Source organism: Sphingobium sp. IP1 (assembly GCF_002708645.1).
GTDB classification, from domain to species: Bacteria; Pseudomonadota; Alphaproteobacteria; order Sphingomonadales; family Sphingomonadaceae; genus Sphingobium; species Sphingobium yanoikuyae.
Genome location: NZ_NOIW01000058.1, coordinates 24,096 through 36,827, shown reverse-complemented (window position 1 = coordinate 36,827; position 12,732 = coordinate 24,096). Strand labels below are relative to the sequence as shown.

Annotated in this window: 18 protein-coding genes; 15 read left to right on the top strand and 3 right to left on the bottom strand. The window is 62.1% G+C overall.

Annotated elements, in window-relative coordinates; all coding sequences use genetic code 11:
* Positions 1 to 116: 116 nt before the first annotated feature.
* The 11 genes from CG471_RS18700 to CG471_RS18650 all read left to right on the top strand — a co-directional run bounded on the left by CG471_RS18700 (position 117) and on the right by CG471_RS18650 (position 7,485).
* Positions 117 to 323: a PRTRC system protein C gene (locus tag CG471_RS18700; protein ID WP_099232943.1), complete on the top strand. Its 207-nt coding sequence runs from the start codon at positions 117 to 119 to the stop codon at positions 321 to 323.
* Between the two features lie 186 nt (positions 324 to 509).
* The gene (locus CG471_RS18695) at positions 510 to 1,511 is read left to right on the top strand and encodes a hypothetical protein (protein WP_257211599.1); all 1,002 of its coding nucleotides are present in this window, start codon (positions 510 to 512) and stop codon (positions 1,509 to 1,511) included.
* Positions 1,498 to 2,331 (top strand): PRTRC system protein B, encoded by an 834-nt coding sequence (locus tag CG471_RS18690; RefSeq protein ID WP_099232939.1) that lies wholly within the window; start codon positions 1,498 to 1,500, stop codon positions 2,329 to 2,331. The genes CG471_RS18695 and CG471_RS18690 overlap by 14 nt, the downstream gene beginning before the upstream one ends.
* The gene (locus CG471_RS18685; RefSeq protein WP_257211598.1) at positions 2,328 to 2,987 is read left to right on the top strand and encodes a PRTRC system protein A; all 660 of its coding nucleotides are present in this window, start codon (positions 2,328 to 2,330) and stop codon (positions 2,985 to 2,987) included. Before CG471_RS18690 ends, CG471_RS18685 begins: the two co-directional genes overlap by 4 nt.
* Positions 2,977 to 3,732 carry a PRTRC system ThiF family protein gene (locus tag CG471_RS18680; protein WP_099232937.1) on the top strand — a complete coding sequence of 252 codons (756 nt, stop codon included), beginning with the start codon at positions 2,977 to 2,979 and terminating at the stop codon, positions 3,730 to 3,732. Before CG471_RS18685 ends, CG471_RS18680 begins: the two co-directional genes overlap by 11 nt.
* A 236-nt stretch (positions 3,733 to 3,968) precedes the next feature.
* Complete coding sequence (locus CG471_RS18675) at positions 3,969 to 4,430, top strand: hypothetical protein (protein WP_099232935.1); 462 nt, start codon at positions 3,969 to 3,971, stop codon at positions 4,428 to 4,430.
* A 17-nt stretch (positions 4,431 to 4,447) separates the two neighbouring features.
* On the top strand, positions 4,448 to 5,092 hold the full coding sequence (locus CG471_RS18670; protein WP_099232934.1) for an antitoxin of toxin-antitoxin stability system: 645 nt from the start codon (positions 4,448 to 4,450) through the stop codon (positions 5,090 to 5,092).
* 108 nt (positions 5,093 to 5,200) lie between these two features.
* A complete protein-coding gene (locus CG471_RS18665) occupies positions 5,201 to 5,992 on the top strand; it encodes a hypothetical protein (protein WP_257211597.1) in 792 nt (263 codons plus the stop codon).
* The gene (locus CG471_RS18660) at positions 5,992 to 6,663 is read left to right on the top strand and encodes an RES family NAD+ phosphorylase (RefSeq protein ID WP_099232932.1); all 672 of its coding nucleotides are present in this window, start codon (positions 5,992 to 5,994) and stop codon (positions 6,661 to 6,663) included. Before CG471_RS18665 ends, CG471_RS18660 begins: the two co-directional genes overlap by 1 nt.
* 251 nt (positions 6,664 to 6,914) lie before the next feature.
* On the top strand, positions 6,915 to 7,163 hold the full coding sequence (locus tag CG471_RS18655; RefSeq protein WP_099232949.1) for a type II toxin-antitoxin system Phd/YefM family antitoxin: 249 nt from the start codon (positions 6,915 to 6,917) through the stop codon (positions 7,161 to 7,163).
* Entirely contained in the window at positions 7,153 to 7,485 is a 333-nt protein-coding gene (locus CG471_RS18650) for a type II toxin-antitoxin system RelE/ParE family toxin (RefSeq protein ID WP_099232930.1), read from the top strand. The genes CG471_RS18655 and CG471_RS18650 overlap by 11 nt, the downstream gene beginning before the upstream one ends.
* An 18-nt stretch (positions 7,486 to 7,503) precedes the next feature.
* Here the strand turns inward: CG471_RS18650 and CG471_RS18645 are convergent, their stop codons facing one another.
* Positions 7,504 to 8,241 carry a plasmid pRiA4b ORF-3 family protein gene (locus CG471_RS18645; RefSeq protein WP_257211596.1) on the bottom strand — a complete coding sequence of 246 codons (738 nt, stop codon included), beginning with the start codon at positions 8,239 to 8,241 and terminating at the stop codon, positions 7,504 to 7,506.
* A 54-nt stretch (positions 8,242 to 8,295) separates the two neighbouring features.
* On the opposite strand from CG471_RS18645, the gene CG471_RS18640 reads away from it, so the two are divergent.
* The gene (locus CG471_RS18640; protein ID WP_099232926.1) at positions 8,296 to 8,796 is read left to right on the top strand and encodes a hypothetical protein; all 501 of its coding nucleotides are present in this window, start codon (positions 8,296 to 8,298) and stop codon (positions 8,794 to 8,796) included.
* Positions 8,797 to 8,858: 62 nt separating this feature from the next.
* Here CG471_RS18640 and CG471_RS18635 read toward each other — a convergent pair whose 3' ends face one another.
* Entirely contained in the window at positions 8,859 to 9,248 is a 390-nt protein-coding gene (locus tag CG471_RS18635; RefSeq protein ID WP_099232947.1) for a hypothetical protein, read from the bottom strand.
* Positions 9,249 to 9,411: 163 nt separating this feature from the next.
* Here CG471_RS18635 and CG471_RS18630 point away from each other — a divergent pair, with 163 nt between their 5' ends.
* From CG471_RS18630 to CG471_RS18620, 3 genes are all read left to right on the top strand, one after another.
* Entirely contained in the window at positions 9,412 to 9,621 is a 210-nt protein-coding gene (locus CG471_RS18630) for a DUF5818 domain-containing protein (protein WP_099232924.1), read from the top strand.
* Between the two features lie 806 nt (positions 9,622 to 10,427).
* Positions 10,428 to 10,934, top strand: a complete 507-nt coding sequence (locus tag CG471_RS18625) for a DUF736 domain-containing protein (protein ID WP_099232922.1) — start codon at positions 10,428 to 10,430, stop codon at positions 10,932 to 10,934.
* Between the two features lie 78 nt (positions 10,935 to 11,012).
* Positions 11,013 to 12,026, top strand: coding sequence for a DUF2493 domain-containing protein (locus tag CG471_RS18620; RefSeq protein WP_099232920.1), 1,014 nt, complete (start codon positions 11,013 to 11,015; stop codon positions 12,024 to 12,026).
* 82 nt (positions 12,027 to 12,108) lie between these two features.
* Here CG471_RS18620 and CG471_RS31400 read toward each other — a convergent pair whose 3' ends face one another.
* A complete protein-coding gene (locus CG471_RS31400) occupies positions 12,109 to 12,453 on the bottom strand; it encodes a hypothetical protein (protein WP_257211595.1) in 345 nt (114 codons plus the stop codon).
* Positions 12,454 to 12,732 lie beyond the last annotated feature (279 nt).

The following is a 12,732-nucleotide window of genomic DNA, read 5'->3' as shown; positions in this document are numbered from 1 at the left end:
CCGTCGCACCTGCCCCTGCCCAAAGCAGCCCGCCCGCCAGCGCCAAACCCGATGAGCCCGCCAGCCTCTGGTGACAGCCGGCACTGACCCCATCACCCTATCAGACGAGGTTCATCATGCAGATCAACCAGCTTACCCGCGCCTACCGATATGACGGTATCGACCTTCCGGTTCCGCCGCATCTTGCCGAGGACCGCGCCGCGCTGCGCGCCTATCACGCAACCCTTTACCCGGCGATTCTGAACGCCGAGATGGTCGATGGCGGCGTCGTGGGCGGCGTTCACGTCACCGAGTATCGGCGCGCCGTCGGCACCAAGGGCTGACCATGGCGCGAGAGAACCGGCCAGCCCTTGTAGCCGCTAACCGCAAACCCCTTCGCGAATGGATCGAGGCTGACGATGGCGACACGACCTGCTCCGCCCTGCCTGCCAGCAGCGCCCAGGCCCAGACACTCCACGCGGGGATTGCGCTCGGCCCGAACGAGGGCTCGAACGAAGCCCGCGAAGCCCTTGCGCCCCCCGCAGGTCTGCGCCTTCCTCCCCTCGGTTGACCTTGCCGGACGGGCCGTCGCGCTCTCGGCCGATATTCCCACGATCTTCGATCAGCCGCTTGCATCGCATCACAAGCTGATCGGCCGCTGGGTCGCCGAACGCGAAGAGACTGCCAGGGCATTCACCCGCGCAGCGGCTCGTAGACATATCGAGCGGGTCTTCGATGCAGCCGTGATGGAAATCCTGTCCTCCATCGATTGTGTCGATCTACGGATCGCCGTCCTTGGCAGCGAGGAGGAAGCTTCACCCGCGATCGCCATCATCTGCGAGAGCCTGGGGCAAATCGACCTTGGTTGGATCGAGGCCAGCAACGCCCCGACATCCTGGCGGGCGACAGCCTACAGGGCGCTCGAAGAGAAGCTGGGGAGAGTGCTGCCTATCTTCGGCTATGACGACCTCTTCAACCAGATCTCTATGTATTATTGGGACGGCGAGACCGAGGACGAGCCGGCTCGCCAAAGCCTGATCTACCATTATGGCGTCGATGCCGAGGAGCTCGACGAAATGACGCTACCGTCAGAATTGAACGCCCGGCGGCCTGACTGGATGATCGCGGCCAATGCGGCGCCGCGCAGACGGTTGCCGGCCGCTCTTCGCGGCAAGCTCAACGCTCTCGATCGCGCATACCAGGCCCTTGCGGAAATAGATCCAGAGCGAAATGCCTGGACGTTCGACTACGAAATCGTCTGCGACTACATCCCCGGCATCGAGGAGTGCTCGTCCCTGCCGCCCTTGACGCTCGTTCCCTTCGGGCATTTCACGCGCGAGCTGGACGAAGTGGCCCGGCACGGCATGGAAATGGGCTTCATGGACATCGCCGGCCTTTGTCCGCTGTCGGATGCGAGCCAGATTGACGACTGGTTCACCTCGCTGCGCCTCGGCGCCCAATTCCTGGCTTGTGTCCAGGACCTGATCCAGTTCGATCCAACCAAATCGGGAGGCCGTCATGTCCGACCATAGCAGCTATTTTGAGGCCAGTGGCGGCGGCCTGGTACTGACCAGCGCCATCCTGCTTTATCGGAACGAACCGCCCCGTAACCTGCGGACCTATGCGAACCGCGAAGCTGCGCCCGCTTTCGCCAGCATCCATAGCATCAAGCATGATGGTGAAGGCCAGCCGACAATCGCCGCTGGCGTCCCGCTGTCGCGCGCGCACCTGCGTCAATGGACGCAGGCGCTGGGACGGACCGTCGTGCCCGAGATCCTGCCCGACAATGTCCTGGTCGCGCATCCCGACATGATCGCCTGGTGGGTTCCGGCGCGCGTGCGCCCTGCCTATTTCGCGCTGTCCTCTCCACCGACTGGTCTGCGGCTTCTCTCTGCACGAACGACCGTGCCGGTCCCATATCCCGCCCATCTGTTGGTCGCCACCAGATCCGGGCTCGGCGTTTATGCTCTTCCCGCAAACGCGCGCCCTACCGCCGATACGGAACTGCTGCACTCGCCTATTCTGAACGTCTTTATCAATGGCGGCCTTTGCTGGGGCAATATCCCCAAGCCTAAAGCGCTCAGCATAGCGTCCATTCCTGAATATGAGAGCGCGGTCTTCGACTCCTGGTCGACGCACCCAAATCCGGGCCAGGAACTGACGGTCAGAGGGAAGGGCGGGCTTGTCCGGCTGTGGGACGATCTCGCAGCGCAGGGCGAGCGCCATTTCCCGGTGAGGCGCCTCAAACCGTTCGGTGCGACCAATCGGTCTCAGGCCCGGCGACCGGCGGGCACGCAAGCGGCCACCACGATGACCATAGGCAGGCTCATCGCGATGAGCGCTGGGTCATGACCATGCTCGCCGATGATCCGACCTCGGCTGCGGTACTCGCCGCCATGCCCTGCTACCCGGTCCCACCCCAGGGGCGATCGCCGGGTCTCGATGCGCTCCGGACGGCCCGTGCCGGTCACGGCCTGGCCGTGGGCCGCGATGGCGTGATGCTTGTCCTGCGCAGGCCGTGGCTTACGCTCGAGGTCCGCGTGGCGCTGCCGATTGCCGCCTATCTCCCCTATGGCAGCATCGGCAATCCCAAGGCGGACCTGCGCTGTGGGTTCATTCCGCGCGTGTACCTAATGTCGGTTCTCGATCATTTCCGCGCTGCGCTCCCGAACGAGGCTGCCGCCTTCATCGTCTGGAACGAAAAGACGGGAGAGTTCGCGGTGAATTTTCCCGTCATCGAGGATGCGACGCCTTCACGCCTTGTCTACCGCACCCCGACCTTGCCGCCCGACTGGCACATGGTCTGCGACATCCATAGCCACGGACGCGGTGTGGCATATTTCAGCGCCACCGATGATGCCGACGATGCCCATGCGACGAAAATAGCGCTCGTATTCGGTCGCCTGGACCAACTGGACCGTCCCGTCATGGCATCGCGTCTTTGCGCTGGGGGCATGTTCCTGCCTTTGCCGCGAAGCCCATTTTCTGGAGGGTCCGATGCAGCCTGACACCTTGGAACGCCACTATCTTCCTGCCACCTTCCATAATCGCGCGATCAGGATCGTGCTGGTCGGCTGTGGCGGGAATGGGGCGCAGATGCTGATGGGCCTTGCCTCGCTCGATACGGCGCTCCGCGCGATTTCCTCCCGCTCGCTCGCCGTCACCGTAGTCGATGATGATATCGTCACCGAGGCAAATCTTGGCCGCCAGCCTTTCTATCGGTGTGACATCGGAAACGCGAAAGCGCGCACGCTGACCGAACGGATCAATCTGGCGCACGGGCTCGCCTGGAAGGCGGTCCATGGTCGCGCCCCCGGTGCGATCAGCCTCGACAGCGCAGATATCCTCATCAGCTGTGTCGACACGGCTGCGGCCCGCCGGGCACTGGGCGCGGCGCTAGGCGGACTCAGCGCCATGCCAGCCTATTGGCTCGATCTCGGCAATCGGGCGACCGATGGACAATATCTGATCGGCTGTCCGGCTCGCGGCACCGACGATGATCGCAGGCGTCTTCCGACGGTCCTCGAATATTTCCCGGAGCTTGTCGACGAGGGCGCGGTCGCGGACGACACCCCATCCTGCTCGGTCGCCGAGGCGCTCGAACGCCAATCTCTCTTCGTCAATCGCGTCGTGGCGAGCCACGCTCTTGCATTGCTGTTTGACCTTCTTGGCCGTGGTTCGATCGGCCATGCCGGCGCCTTTCTCAACCTCGCCAGCGGACAGGCCGTCCCGATCCCGCTGCCGCGAGACTGAAGCAGCGATCCTCCTGGGTGAACTGGGGTCGAGGCTCCGGCTGATTTCGGCAGCGGCTTGCCTATGGCTCCTCCGCCCTTGACGCAGATTGCATGGGCTTCGCCTCGCCGCCGATCGCCGCCCGCCAGTCGATCTGGCGACTGGGGAGGGGAGGGAGAGGCATTTGGTGGCGCCGAACTTGAGCGGTGCATTCGGCCGCTTCTCGGCCAGGCCTCCTCCAATCAAAGGATTTTGCCATGGACGTCATCGTGTCCAGAACCCGTCTTGCTGGTCCGCAGCCGATCTACCAATATCGCGCTCTCGTGCCGCTTGATGACGTTGCTGCCGCTCGGCGAGCGCGATGCGTTGTAATCCGGGCGCCGATCGGCGAGCAGCGCATCGCGTCGACCCGATTGTCCGATGTCATCGCACCGGACGCCTGGTTCGAGCGTCACCTTGCCATTGCCTGCGGCGATGCCGCGCGGCTCGCATGCGTTGCAAAAAGGATCGAGGCGCTGATCATTCGCGCCATCTACCCCGAGATGACGTCGCAATTGCCGCCTCTGACCTACGAGCTGGATCATGAGGCTGCGGACGCGACCTACCGTGTCATGGTCCTCGATCTCAATGGCAGCTTCGACTGCCTCGCCCCTGATATCGACACTTTGATGGCGAGTGATCTTGGCCTTTTCCAGGGCTGCGATCGCCGTGCGGCCTGAAGGCGAGGAGGCAGATCATGTCCCAGATTATCGAGACGACGGTTTATCAACTCGACGAACTGGACGCATCAGCCCGAGATCGAGCGCGCGACTGGTATCGGCGCAATGCGACCGATGAGGATTGGCACGAGTTCCCGTTCGCAGATTTCGTGACTGTCTGCGAAATCCTCGGGGTCTCGCTGTGGACCCAGTCCGTGCGTCTCATGGGCGGGGGATATCGAGCTGAGCCGAAAATCTATTTCTCGGGCTTTTCGAGCCAGGGCGACGGGGCCTGCTATGAGGGCGGGTATCGCTTCGCGCGTGACAGCGTAGGGCGAATGCGCGCCCATGCGCCGCAGGACGCCGGCCTCCATGCCATCGCTACCCGCCTTCTCGACGTCCAGCGACGAAATTTCTACCAGATCAGCGCTGAGATCCGCCATGCCGGTCGATACTGCCATGAATATAGCATGCAGATCGCGGCCCGCCGGGAAAGTGCGACCGGTCAGGATATGAGCAACGCGGACGAGGAGGCCGTGATCGACGCGCTTCGCGATCTGGCTCGCTGGCTCTACCGCCAGCTGGAAGCGGAATATGATTTCATAACGGCCGATGAGCAGGTCGATGAGGCCATTCGCGCCAATAGATACAGCTTCACCGAAGATGGCCGTCGCTTCGGCTGACGTCCGCCCGATATCTCGTTGACCAGCCGCCTTCCAGCACCGGATTATTCCCACTGGAACACCCCTGCTATAATCGCTATATATTTCTCACTGAGTAGCGAAACTAGGATGAAGCTGATGGTAGCCGCTTCCGCAATAGACAAGCAAGCTGGTTCCGGCGCGAATCGGCGCGGCCGTGGGAAAGGCCGCCCATTTTATGCTTCTTCTGGGCTTGCCGCCTCGGCGGTCGCGGATGGGCGCGTCCTGGTCGACCTCTCGATGGGAGGCGAGGGCAATCTCGAATTTTTGAAGCACGCGCTGGCGTCATTGGGTCCGCAGACAACCGCGAAGGCGGCTGGCACCAAGGCGACCGACAATGCGGCCAAACTGCTTGCCGTGGCATTCGAGAAAGTTGCCGAGCGCTATCTGAGCGACGCCTTCGCCGGTGAGTTCGACAAGTTGATCTCGGAATATCGCGTGATGCTGCGGGAAAATCTGGCGAAGGCCGATGATGCGCCGCTCAAGGCTGCGCTCAACCGTGCCCGGCTTCAGGAGCGTATTCTCGCCGGCACCCAAATGGCCGAACAGGCCGAAGCCTGCGAACTGCTGGGTCTTTCGGGGGCGAATCCATCGGCGACCATGAAGCGCAAGGAAGACCGGCACGAGTTGCTGCGCTTCACCGTGGACGGTCGCGCCGTCTACCCGCTGCTGCAATTCGATGTCGAAGGCCGACGCATCTATCCTGCAATGAGCCATATCATCGCGGCGAAGCCCGCTGATTGGAGCGATTTCCGGCTGCTGCACTGGTTGACGCGGGAGCATCTCGATTTCGACGACACGCCAGGCGCCGCGCTCGGCAGTGATCCAGAGGCCGTCATCGCCGCCTTCGAGCGGGAAATCGAGCCTGCGGCTCACGGCTGATGCGCTTCAGTATCAAGGTTCCTAATCCCACCACGATGAAGGTCGGGAAGGAGGACTATCATCTACTGAAGGCGGGGACGCCGTTGCATCGCATTCACCCCAAGGTCTTCGGGGCGACGCAGTTCAACGACAGCGACAAGGGGAGCGCCCGCTTCTCGCCGATTCGCGATGCAGGCGGCGCGATCATCCCCACCATCTATGCGGCGCAATCGTTCGAGTGCGCCACCTGCGAGATCATCCTGCGTTGCCCGGACACGCCGCCGCGCGTCCGAACCTCGATCGCGCCGCCTGACATCGTCTATCCTGCTGACTATCGGTTGCACGCCCATAGCGAGGTGCGCACGACACAGGATCTGAAGCTTGTCAGCATCACTGCCACAGGTCAGCGCAAGATCGGTATCAGCGGTAACGGTCTCCTGGCCGGTCCCAGAAGTACCTATCCGATCGCGCGCAGTTGGGCAGAGCGCATCCATACGACCTGCCCGTCGGCGCAGGGACTCTACTATATTTCCTATCAATATGGTCCCGAGTTCGCCCTGCTGCTCTTTGGCGACCGCGTTTCCGGCGACGTCCTTCAAGCCGCGTCGACGCGATCTGTCGCTGATCCGGTCTGCCACGCTGAAATCCAGAAGATCGCTGACGCGCTCTCGATCGATTATGAGGACGTCTAGCGCAACCGCGGCTTAGCGCCGGTGTGACGGTCAATGGGTTCGAGCCGGTGCTGCGAAAGGTTGCTCTGTTTATGGACAGATCGAAACCCAGCGCAGAGCACTGGGGGCGCTGCACTGGTGCCTCCTCTACGTCCCGACGTGGACCTCGGGCTTTTGAAGGATGGAAATGTAACGTGTCTTTTAAGGGGGGGCTGGAAACGTACTGTTAAAAGTGCTATTAAAAGTTCTATTAATGGATTTTGGTGATCGAGATGACAAATATTGTTCTTGCGGAAACAACCGCCAGCGTTTCGGAGCTGAAGCGCAATCCGATGGGAACCGTCGCTGCGGGCGAGGGCTTCCCGGTCGCTATTCTCAATCGCAATGAGCCTGCTTTCTACTGCGTGCCCGCGAAGGCATTTGAGGCGCTGATGGATCGTCTGGAAGATGTCGAACTGAACGCTATCGCGGATGCGCGTGTGGGTGAGACCATCGTCAAGATTGCCCTCGATGACCTATGAGTTGGGCTTTCTTGAGTCGGCACTGAAAGAATGGCGCAAGCTGGACTCGCAAACGCGAGAGCAGTTTAAAAAGAAGCTGGGTGAACGCCTTACGGCGCCTCACGTCCCTTCCGGTCGCCTGTCGGGGGGCAAGGATCGCTACAAGATCAAGCTGCGCGGTGTCGGCTACCGTCTTGTCTATGAAGTGCATGACGCCGAGGTGATTGTGATCGTTGTGGCTGTAGGTAGACGTGACCGAAACGCCGTCTACAAGGCAGCGCAAAAGCGGGCTGATACCACTGCTGCGGTGGAATCCATGCGCCAGGCGCGCCGAAAGGACTGACTTCGTCGGCGTTCACAGTCAAGACGATCGGGCGCGCCTGAGTCTATAATCCCCCTTCGATGTTCGCAGAACACGCGCGATAGCCTTGTTTGTGGCGTCGAGGTCGAAAAATTCGGGGTCGAATTTCCGGCCGGCCCATCGGCGCATGTCCTTGTGATCGTCATGGGCCGGGTCCATCCACGCCTCCAGGAAGTCGGCATAGCCGGAGTAACCCCCGACGTCTTCCGGCGGGCCGGAGCGCGTGCCCGCCACGCAGCGCGGGTATGTGGCACCCTCTTCGCGCGGCTGACGGCTAAGGCTGATCAGGTGACGCCAGCAATCCCCAAAATCATACTCGTAGACAATGGTGAGTGTCGGGTCGGCCTCGTAGGGAAATGTCAGATCCTGGAGTCGGATCTCGGATGCCTCGAACGTGCGACGCCCGTAAAAGGAATCTTCGTTGAACTCCGGTGCACCAATGGTGAGGCCGCCAACATGGAACTGGTGAAGATGGCTGTCGGTCCAGCCAAAGGCTGACTGGAGCACGTCGTGGAATTGGGCGAAGTTGAGTTTGACCGGCAGTTCGAGAACGCGGCTGACCCGGGGTTCGATGCCGATGATGTGGACATCGGCGACAATGATGAAATAGTCTGGATCGAAGGGGTCAGTCATGCGCCGGACCATGCCGTGGCCTCCCGTCGGCAGCAATGGTTGAGGCAAGCAATATTTCGCGGTGCCGCTGTCATCACCGCTCGCCGCCTGAACATGTCTCGCCAATCCGGCGACAACTCTCCTTGACCGGCCGACGCAGGTTCCACTTATTGGATGCCGATGCGCCTTATCGATGAACTCGCTGCCAGAAGAATTTACTATCGGCGGCCGCTCCCCACGCTCCCCGATATTCTCCTGATCGACATTCCTCCCAGCGTCGCGGGGGAAGGGCTGGCGCTCGATCGCTTCTATCCTGTGATCCTCGAAACGGTCGCAGAGGCGCACGAAATTGAGGCCTATCTTTTTGAGCGCCGCGCTTCGTTGGTCCCGCCCTCGCTTCTCGATCGACGCCCCTCAGCGCTGCGCGTGGAGGAGATCGTCTTCGCGCGCTACGCGCCGCCCGCACCCGACTGGCCATGGCTCCAGCTATGCTGCTGGCCGCAGGCCTATACCTTGATGGTGCCTTCTCCCAATGACGATTTCGCGCGCGGCGCCTATACCATCGAGGCCTTCACCAGCGTCGAGGAGGTGGATGCGGCGGAGCGCATTCTTCTCGCCACGCTCGGCCCCCATGAGGCCCGGCATGTCCGATCCCAGCATAGCTTGGGGGGCAACGCCTGACCTGCTTGATCGAGGGGAGGGCGGCACATCTTGCGCCTGCCTTCCCCTTGCCCGGGTCTCGATTATTTGCGGAGAATTTCCGCGATCGGGCGCGCCATGTCGGCCCGCTGCTTCATCAGATCGGCAAGCCAGCACAGATGCGCCGCAGCGTCGGCCAGCGGAAGCTCGCACACCTCCTCGAGCAGCTCGCGCTGATAGTCGAGGTCGCGCTCAAGGATGTCCCGTAGCTTGTTGCGTGCCGGGCTGTCGTCATTCATGACCTCGGCATTGGCCTCGCGCGCGGCATCGAGAAAGGCTTCGGCCAGTTCCTGGGCCTCATAGAAACCGCCATCCAGACCTTCGCTCGAAGCAAGGCTTGCCAGCCTGCGGCGCACCAGCGGCAGGTCTGGATCGACCGTCGCATCGTTGAGCGGCAGGTTGAAATCATAAGAGGCAAGATAGGCACGGATCATGGCAGTTTCCTTCAGCTGGAGAAGGAACATAAAATGAACAAGATTGCAATCCCCCTTTGGGCTGTGTCATGGGCCGCTCTATGTGCGCCTCGATTTCTTCACTCTTTCCCGCTGCTCTTCGCATCTCCGAAATGCCTTCGGTGAATATCGGAGGAGCGTCGCTGTGACCGACAGCAAGGCGCCGCTTCGTCTGCGGGGGATCCTCCGGTTCGGGGAACGCGGGCCATGGCTTGAGGTCGACGACGGCCCCGTCTGGCGGCTCGAGACGACCGAGGATTTGCGCGCCCATCAGGACCAGCCTGTGCAGATCGAGGCCTGGCAGCGTGGTGCAAGCCTGCTCGAATTGCTCTGGATCGGGCCTGCGCCGGTCTGATCGATCACCCTGGCATCGTGCCCTGGAGAGCGGTTGCGCCTGTCCGCTATGGGTAGCCAAGGGATCGTAAACCTCCTCCGTCAGATCGGTAGGAAAGGTAATTGCTTCCGGCGGGTGGACGGATGCCCGCCTTCGCCGGGCACCAGGCTCTATCTCCGCTCCGCTCCGACCAAGCCCCCTTCGGGGTCTTGGCGGCTGACGCCGTAACGATCCCTTCCGCGGGGATGGTGGGGAGGTCGGCCTTCTGCCGCTGACGTCATTATCCGGTGCGCGGCCTGCGCCATTCAGGCTTCGCCTAAGGAATCGCGCTTTGCGCGATATGGTTCGTGGAGCCGGCCGCCAAACATCACCCCCTTCGCCGCCCTCGCAGGTTCCGCGCGTTGCAGAACCGGTTTCGGCCACAACGAGTTGCGTCGGCGCCAAGCTCCGCCAGGCGAAAAGGGGCCGGCGGCGTTTGTCCGTTTCAGCCGCGGCGCCGGCCCCTTTTCGCCAGGCTACGCTAAGCGCCTCCCGTGCCTGTTGTGGCCAAGAGCCCGGTCCTGCGCCTTCGGACCTGCGAGGGCGGCTCCGGGTGCGATGACTTGTCAGCCGGCCCACGCTCCCTCTCCGTCGATAAGGAACCGGCCGCAGGCGGCCGGTGCGTCATTTTGGCCGCTATGCGGCGGTCTTTGTGCTCGGGCTCACCAGGTACGATGGGAAATCTGTCAATAAATCAATGAGATAGAAGCAATGGAGGGAAGGGGGTAAGTTAAAAATGCGGAGAGGGAAGGAAACCCAAGCCGCATTTTGGATGAAAGGATGAAGTCATGAAGATCGGTAGTTTCAAGTTTGATGAACGCATCAACGATATTGTCGGCAAGATCGCCACGCGCGAACTGCATTTTCCTTATCTCATCATGCGCAAGGTCACAGATCGACAGAGTGACGCCGCCCCGCTCTATGAGATTTTCGAGACGAACCGCGCAGGCGATGAAATCCAGATCGGCGCGGTCTGGGAACGCAAGATGAACCGCAGTGAGGAAACGTTTCTCTCCGGCATGATCGACGATCCGAGCTTCCGCGAGCCGCTGCCGATCGCCCTTTTCGGGGATGAACGCAAAGGCTTCGACGTCCAATGGCGGCGCGAGCGTGACCGCGACGCGCAAGGCGGCGGCTTTGGCGGACGGTCGGGCGGAGGCCAGCGCCAAAGCGGAGGTGCTGGCGGTTTCGGAGGACGGCAGGGCGGCGGCTTTGCGGGCGGCAGCACCGCAGGCGCAGGCGGCGAATATACCGGCGGCGGCGCTCGCGACCTTGACGATGAGGTGCCTTTCTAACGGCAGCCAAGACGGGCCGGGAAGCGCCGTCACGCTGTCCCGGCCCTGAACCGTCATCCTCTCAACAGGAGCGATCCCATGAGCAAGCCAACGGCCTACCGGAGCGTTAGCAGCTTTGCCGACCTGCCGGAACTCTATGCAGAACTCATCGCCACGCCCGATTTTCTGGCATCGTTCGGCGACCCCATTCCGCTTACGATCATGGAACGCGGCGAGGAACCCGCAGAACTCGACATGCCCGAACCCATCGCGGCGCAGGCGGAATGCGGCGGCATCATCGCGTCGATTTTCGACCTGTTCACCGACACCCGCCTTGAACCGCTGGCCCCCGAAGTCGCATGGGGCATGGTCAATTCGCTGCATTTCGTCGCCGGAAAACTCGAACGGCGCGAGGATCAGCTTGCCGACAATATCCGCGATATGGCGCGGCGGTTGGAGCCGGGCGAAGTCTTCATGAAGGAACTGGAGGACAACCAGCTTGAATGCCAGTCAGTGACCGAACAACGCGAAGCCATCGAGGCGATGCGGGACTATGCCGCCGCCATGTATCGCACCTGTTCAGGCCGCCCATGGTCCCCGGCGCGGGGATCGCGGGCCTCCCAAGTGACCACCGCTAGCCAGATTTCCGCGCTCGACTTCCTGCGCGTCCGGGCGGAAAAGCGGCGGGAGCGCTACGACCCGCAAGGCCCCATCGTCGTCGTCTCAGGGCCGCGAATTTGGCACGATTCGCGTATCATCTGGAACCGACTGGATCAGATCAGGGCGCGCATCCCCAACATGATATTGGTCACGACCGGCCAGAATGGAGGGGTCGATGCCATAGCCGAAGCATGGGCCGCACAAAGGGGCGTGCCGTGTATCAAATACGGCATTTATGGACGGGGGAAGAGCGCGGCCTTCAAGCGCAATCGCGAGGTTGCCTTGCTGTTGCCGGCTGAGGCGATCCTTTGCGAAGGGTCGGGCATTCAGGCGAACCTCTATGAACTGTTCAACCCGCAGAGTGGGCATCGCGTGCCGACGCATGTCTTCCTAGCGAGCGATCAAGAACCGGACGTGCCGATCAGGCGCAAGCGCCGCGTGATAGCTGCCTAGACCCAACGACAGAAAAGGAAGGGACCGGCCCGCAATTTGCGCGCCGGTCCTTTTTTCGTGCCTGCCACGCAGTCCCATTCCGCTATGGCTGGACGACCGATTGCGCCTTGCCGTCGTCATTCGTCGCGCTGCCTTTCGGCAGCTTGCTTCGCGCCTCCGCAGGCTTCTTGAGTGGCGGCTGTTCAGGCGGCGCGCTGGCCCCCGATACTGTCTTGAGCGCCGCTATTGCAGCGCCGCCGCCGACCCGGATGGCGTGGCTAAGCACCTCCCGAAATTCGCGCTCGCTCAGCCTTTCCACGGTCAGTTCCGTGGCAATTTTTCCATAGTGCGCACGTAAAGCCCGCCGCACGGTTTCGGCCTCTTGGGCGAGGCTTTGCTGGTCGGCCTCTATCTTCGCGAGCCGCTCGCGATCCGTCATCTTGGGCATGTATCGACTCCTCATTGCAAAGGGGTCTGCCCGCCATCCCTGATTATTCCCCAAGGAGCAGACGCTTGCAACGCTCTTCCCAGATTGCCCGCTTTGCCGACCGGCAGGAAAACCCGTTCGAGGATGCCCGCCCGCGTCGTCTGATGACGGACGCAGCGGCTGGGCGCTGCGAAGGGCGGACGCACGGCCCCAAGGCCGATGTAATGCACCCTACGCACGGGTGCTGCGGTGGAATATGACGTAGAATCAATGGTATATAGGCAAATACGGGTATTCGTC

What these genes read in the sequence shown, in the direction of transcription:
- CG471_RS18675 (WP_099232935.1), top strand. Translation starts at nt 3,969, where the DNA reads ATGGACGTCATCGTGTCCAGAACCCGTCTTGCTGGTCCGCAGCCGATC.
- CG471_RS18685 (WP_257211598.1), top strand. Translation starts at nt 2,328, where the DNA reads ATGACCATGCTCGCCGATGATCCGACCTCGGCTGCGGTACTCGCCGCC.
- CG471_RS18700 (WP_099232943.1), top strand. Translation starts at nt 117, where the DNA reads ATGCAGATCAACCAGCTTACCCGCGCCTACCGATATGACGGTATCGAC.
- CG471_RS18635 (WP_099232947.1), bottom strand. Translation starts at nt 9,248, where the DNA reads ATGATCCGTGCCTATCTTGCCTCTTATGATTTCAACCTGCCGCTCAAC.
- CG471_RS18625 (WP_099232922.1), top strand. Translation starts at nt 10,428, where the DNA reads ATGAAGATCGGTAGTTTCAAGTTTGATGAACGCATCAACGATATTGTC.
- CG471_RS18660 (WP_099232932.1), top strand. Translation starts at nt 5,992, where the DNA reads ATGCGCTTCAGTATCAAGGTTCCTAATCCCACCACGATGAAGGTCGGG.
- CG471_RS18665 (WP_257211597.1), top strand. Translation starts at nt 5,201, where the DNA reads ATGAAGCTGATGGTAGCCGCTTCCGCAATAGACAAGCAAGCTGGTTCC.
- CG471_RS18670 (WP_099232934.1), top strand. Translation starts at nt 4,448, where the DNA reads ATGTCCCAGATTATCGAGACGACGGTTTATCAACTCGACGAACTGGAC.
- CG471_RS18690 (WP_099232939.1), top strand. Translation starts at nt 1,498, where the DNA reads ATGTCCGACCATAGCAGCTATTTTGAGGCCAGTGGCGGCGGCCTGGTA.
- CG471_RS18620 (WP_099232920.1), top strand. Translation starts at nt 11,013, where the DNA reads ATGAGCAAGCCAACGGCCTACCGGAGCGTTAGCAGCTTTGCCGACCTG.
- CG471_RS18650 (WP_099232930.1), top strand. Translation starts at nt 7,153, where the DNA reads ATGACCTATGAGTTGGGCTTTCTTGAGTCGGCACTGAAAGAATGGCGC.
- CG471_RS31400 (WP_257211595.1), bottom strand. Translation starts at nt 12,453, where the DNA reads ATGCCCAAGATGACGGATCGCGAGCGGCTCGCGAAGATAGAGGCCGAC.
- CG471_RS18655 (WP_099232949.1), top strand. Translation starts at nt 6,915, where the DNA reads ATGACAAATATTGTTCTTGCGGAAACAACCGCCAGCGTTTCGGAGCTG.
- CG471_RS18680 (WP_099232937.1), top strand. Translation starts at nt 2,977, where the DNA reads ATGCAGCCTGACACCTTGGAACGCCACTATCTTCCTGCCACCTTCCAT.
- CG471_RS18640 (WP_099232926.1), top strand. Translation starts at nt 8,296, where the DNA reads ATGCGCCTTATCGATGAACTCGCTGCCAGAAGAATTTACTATCGGCGG.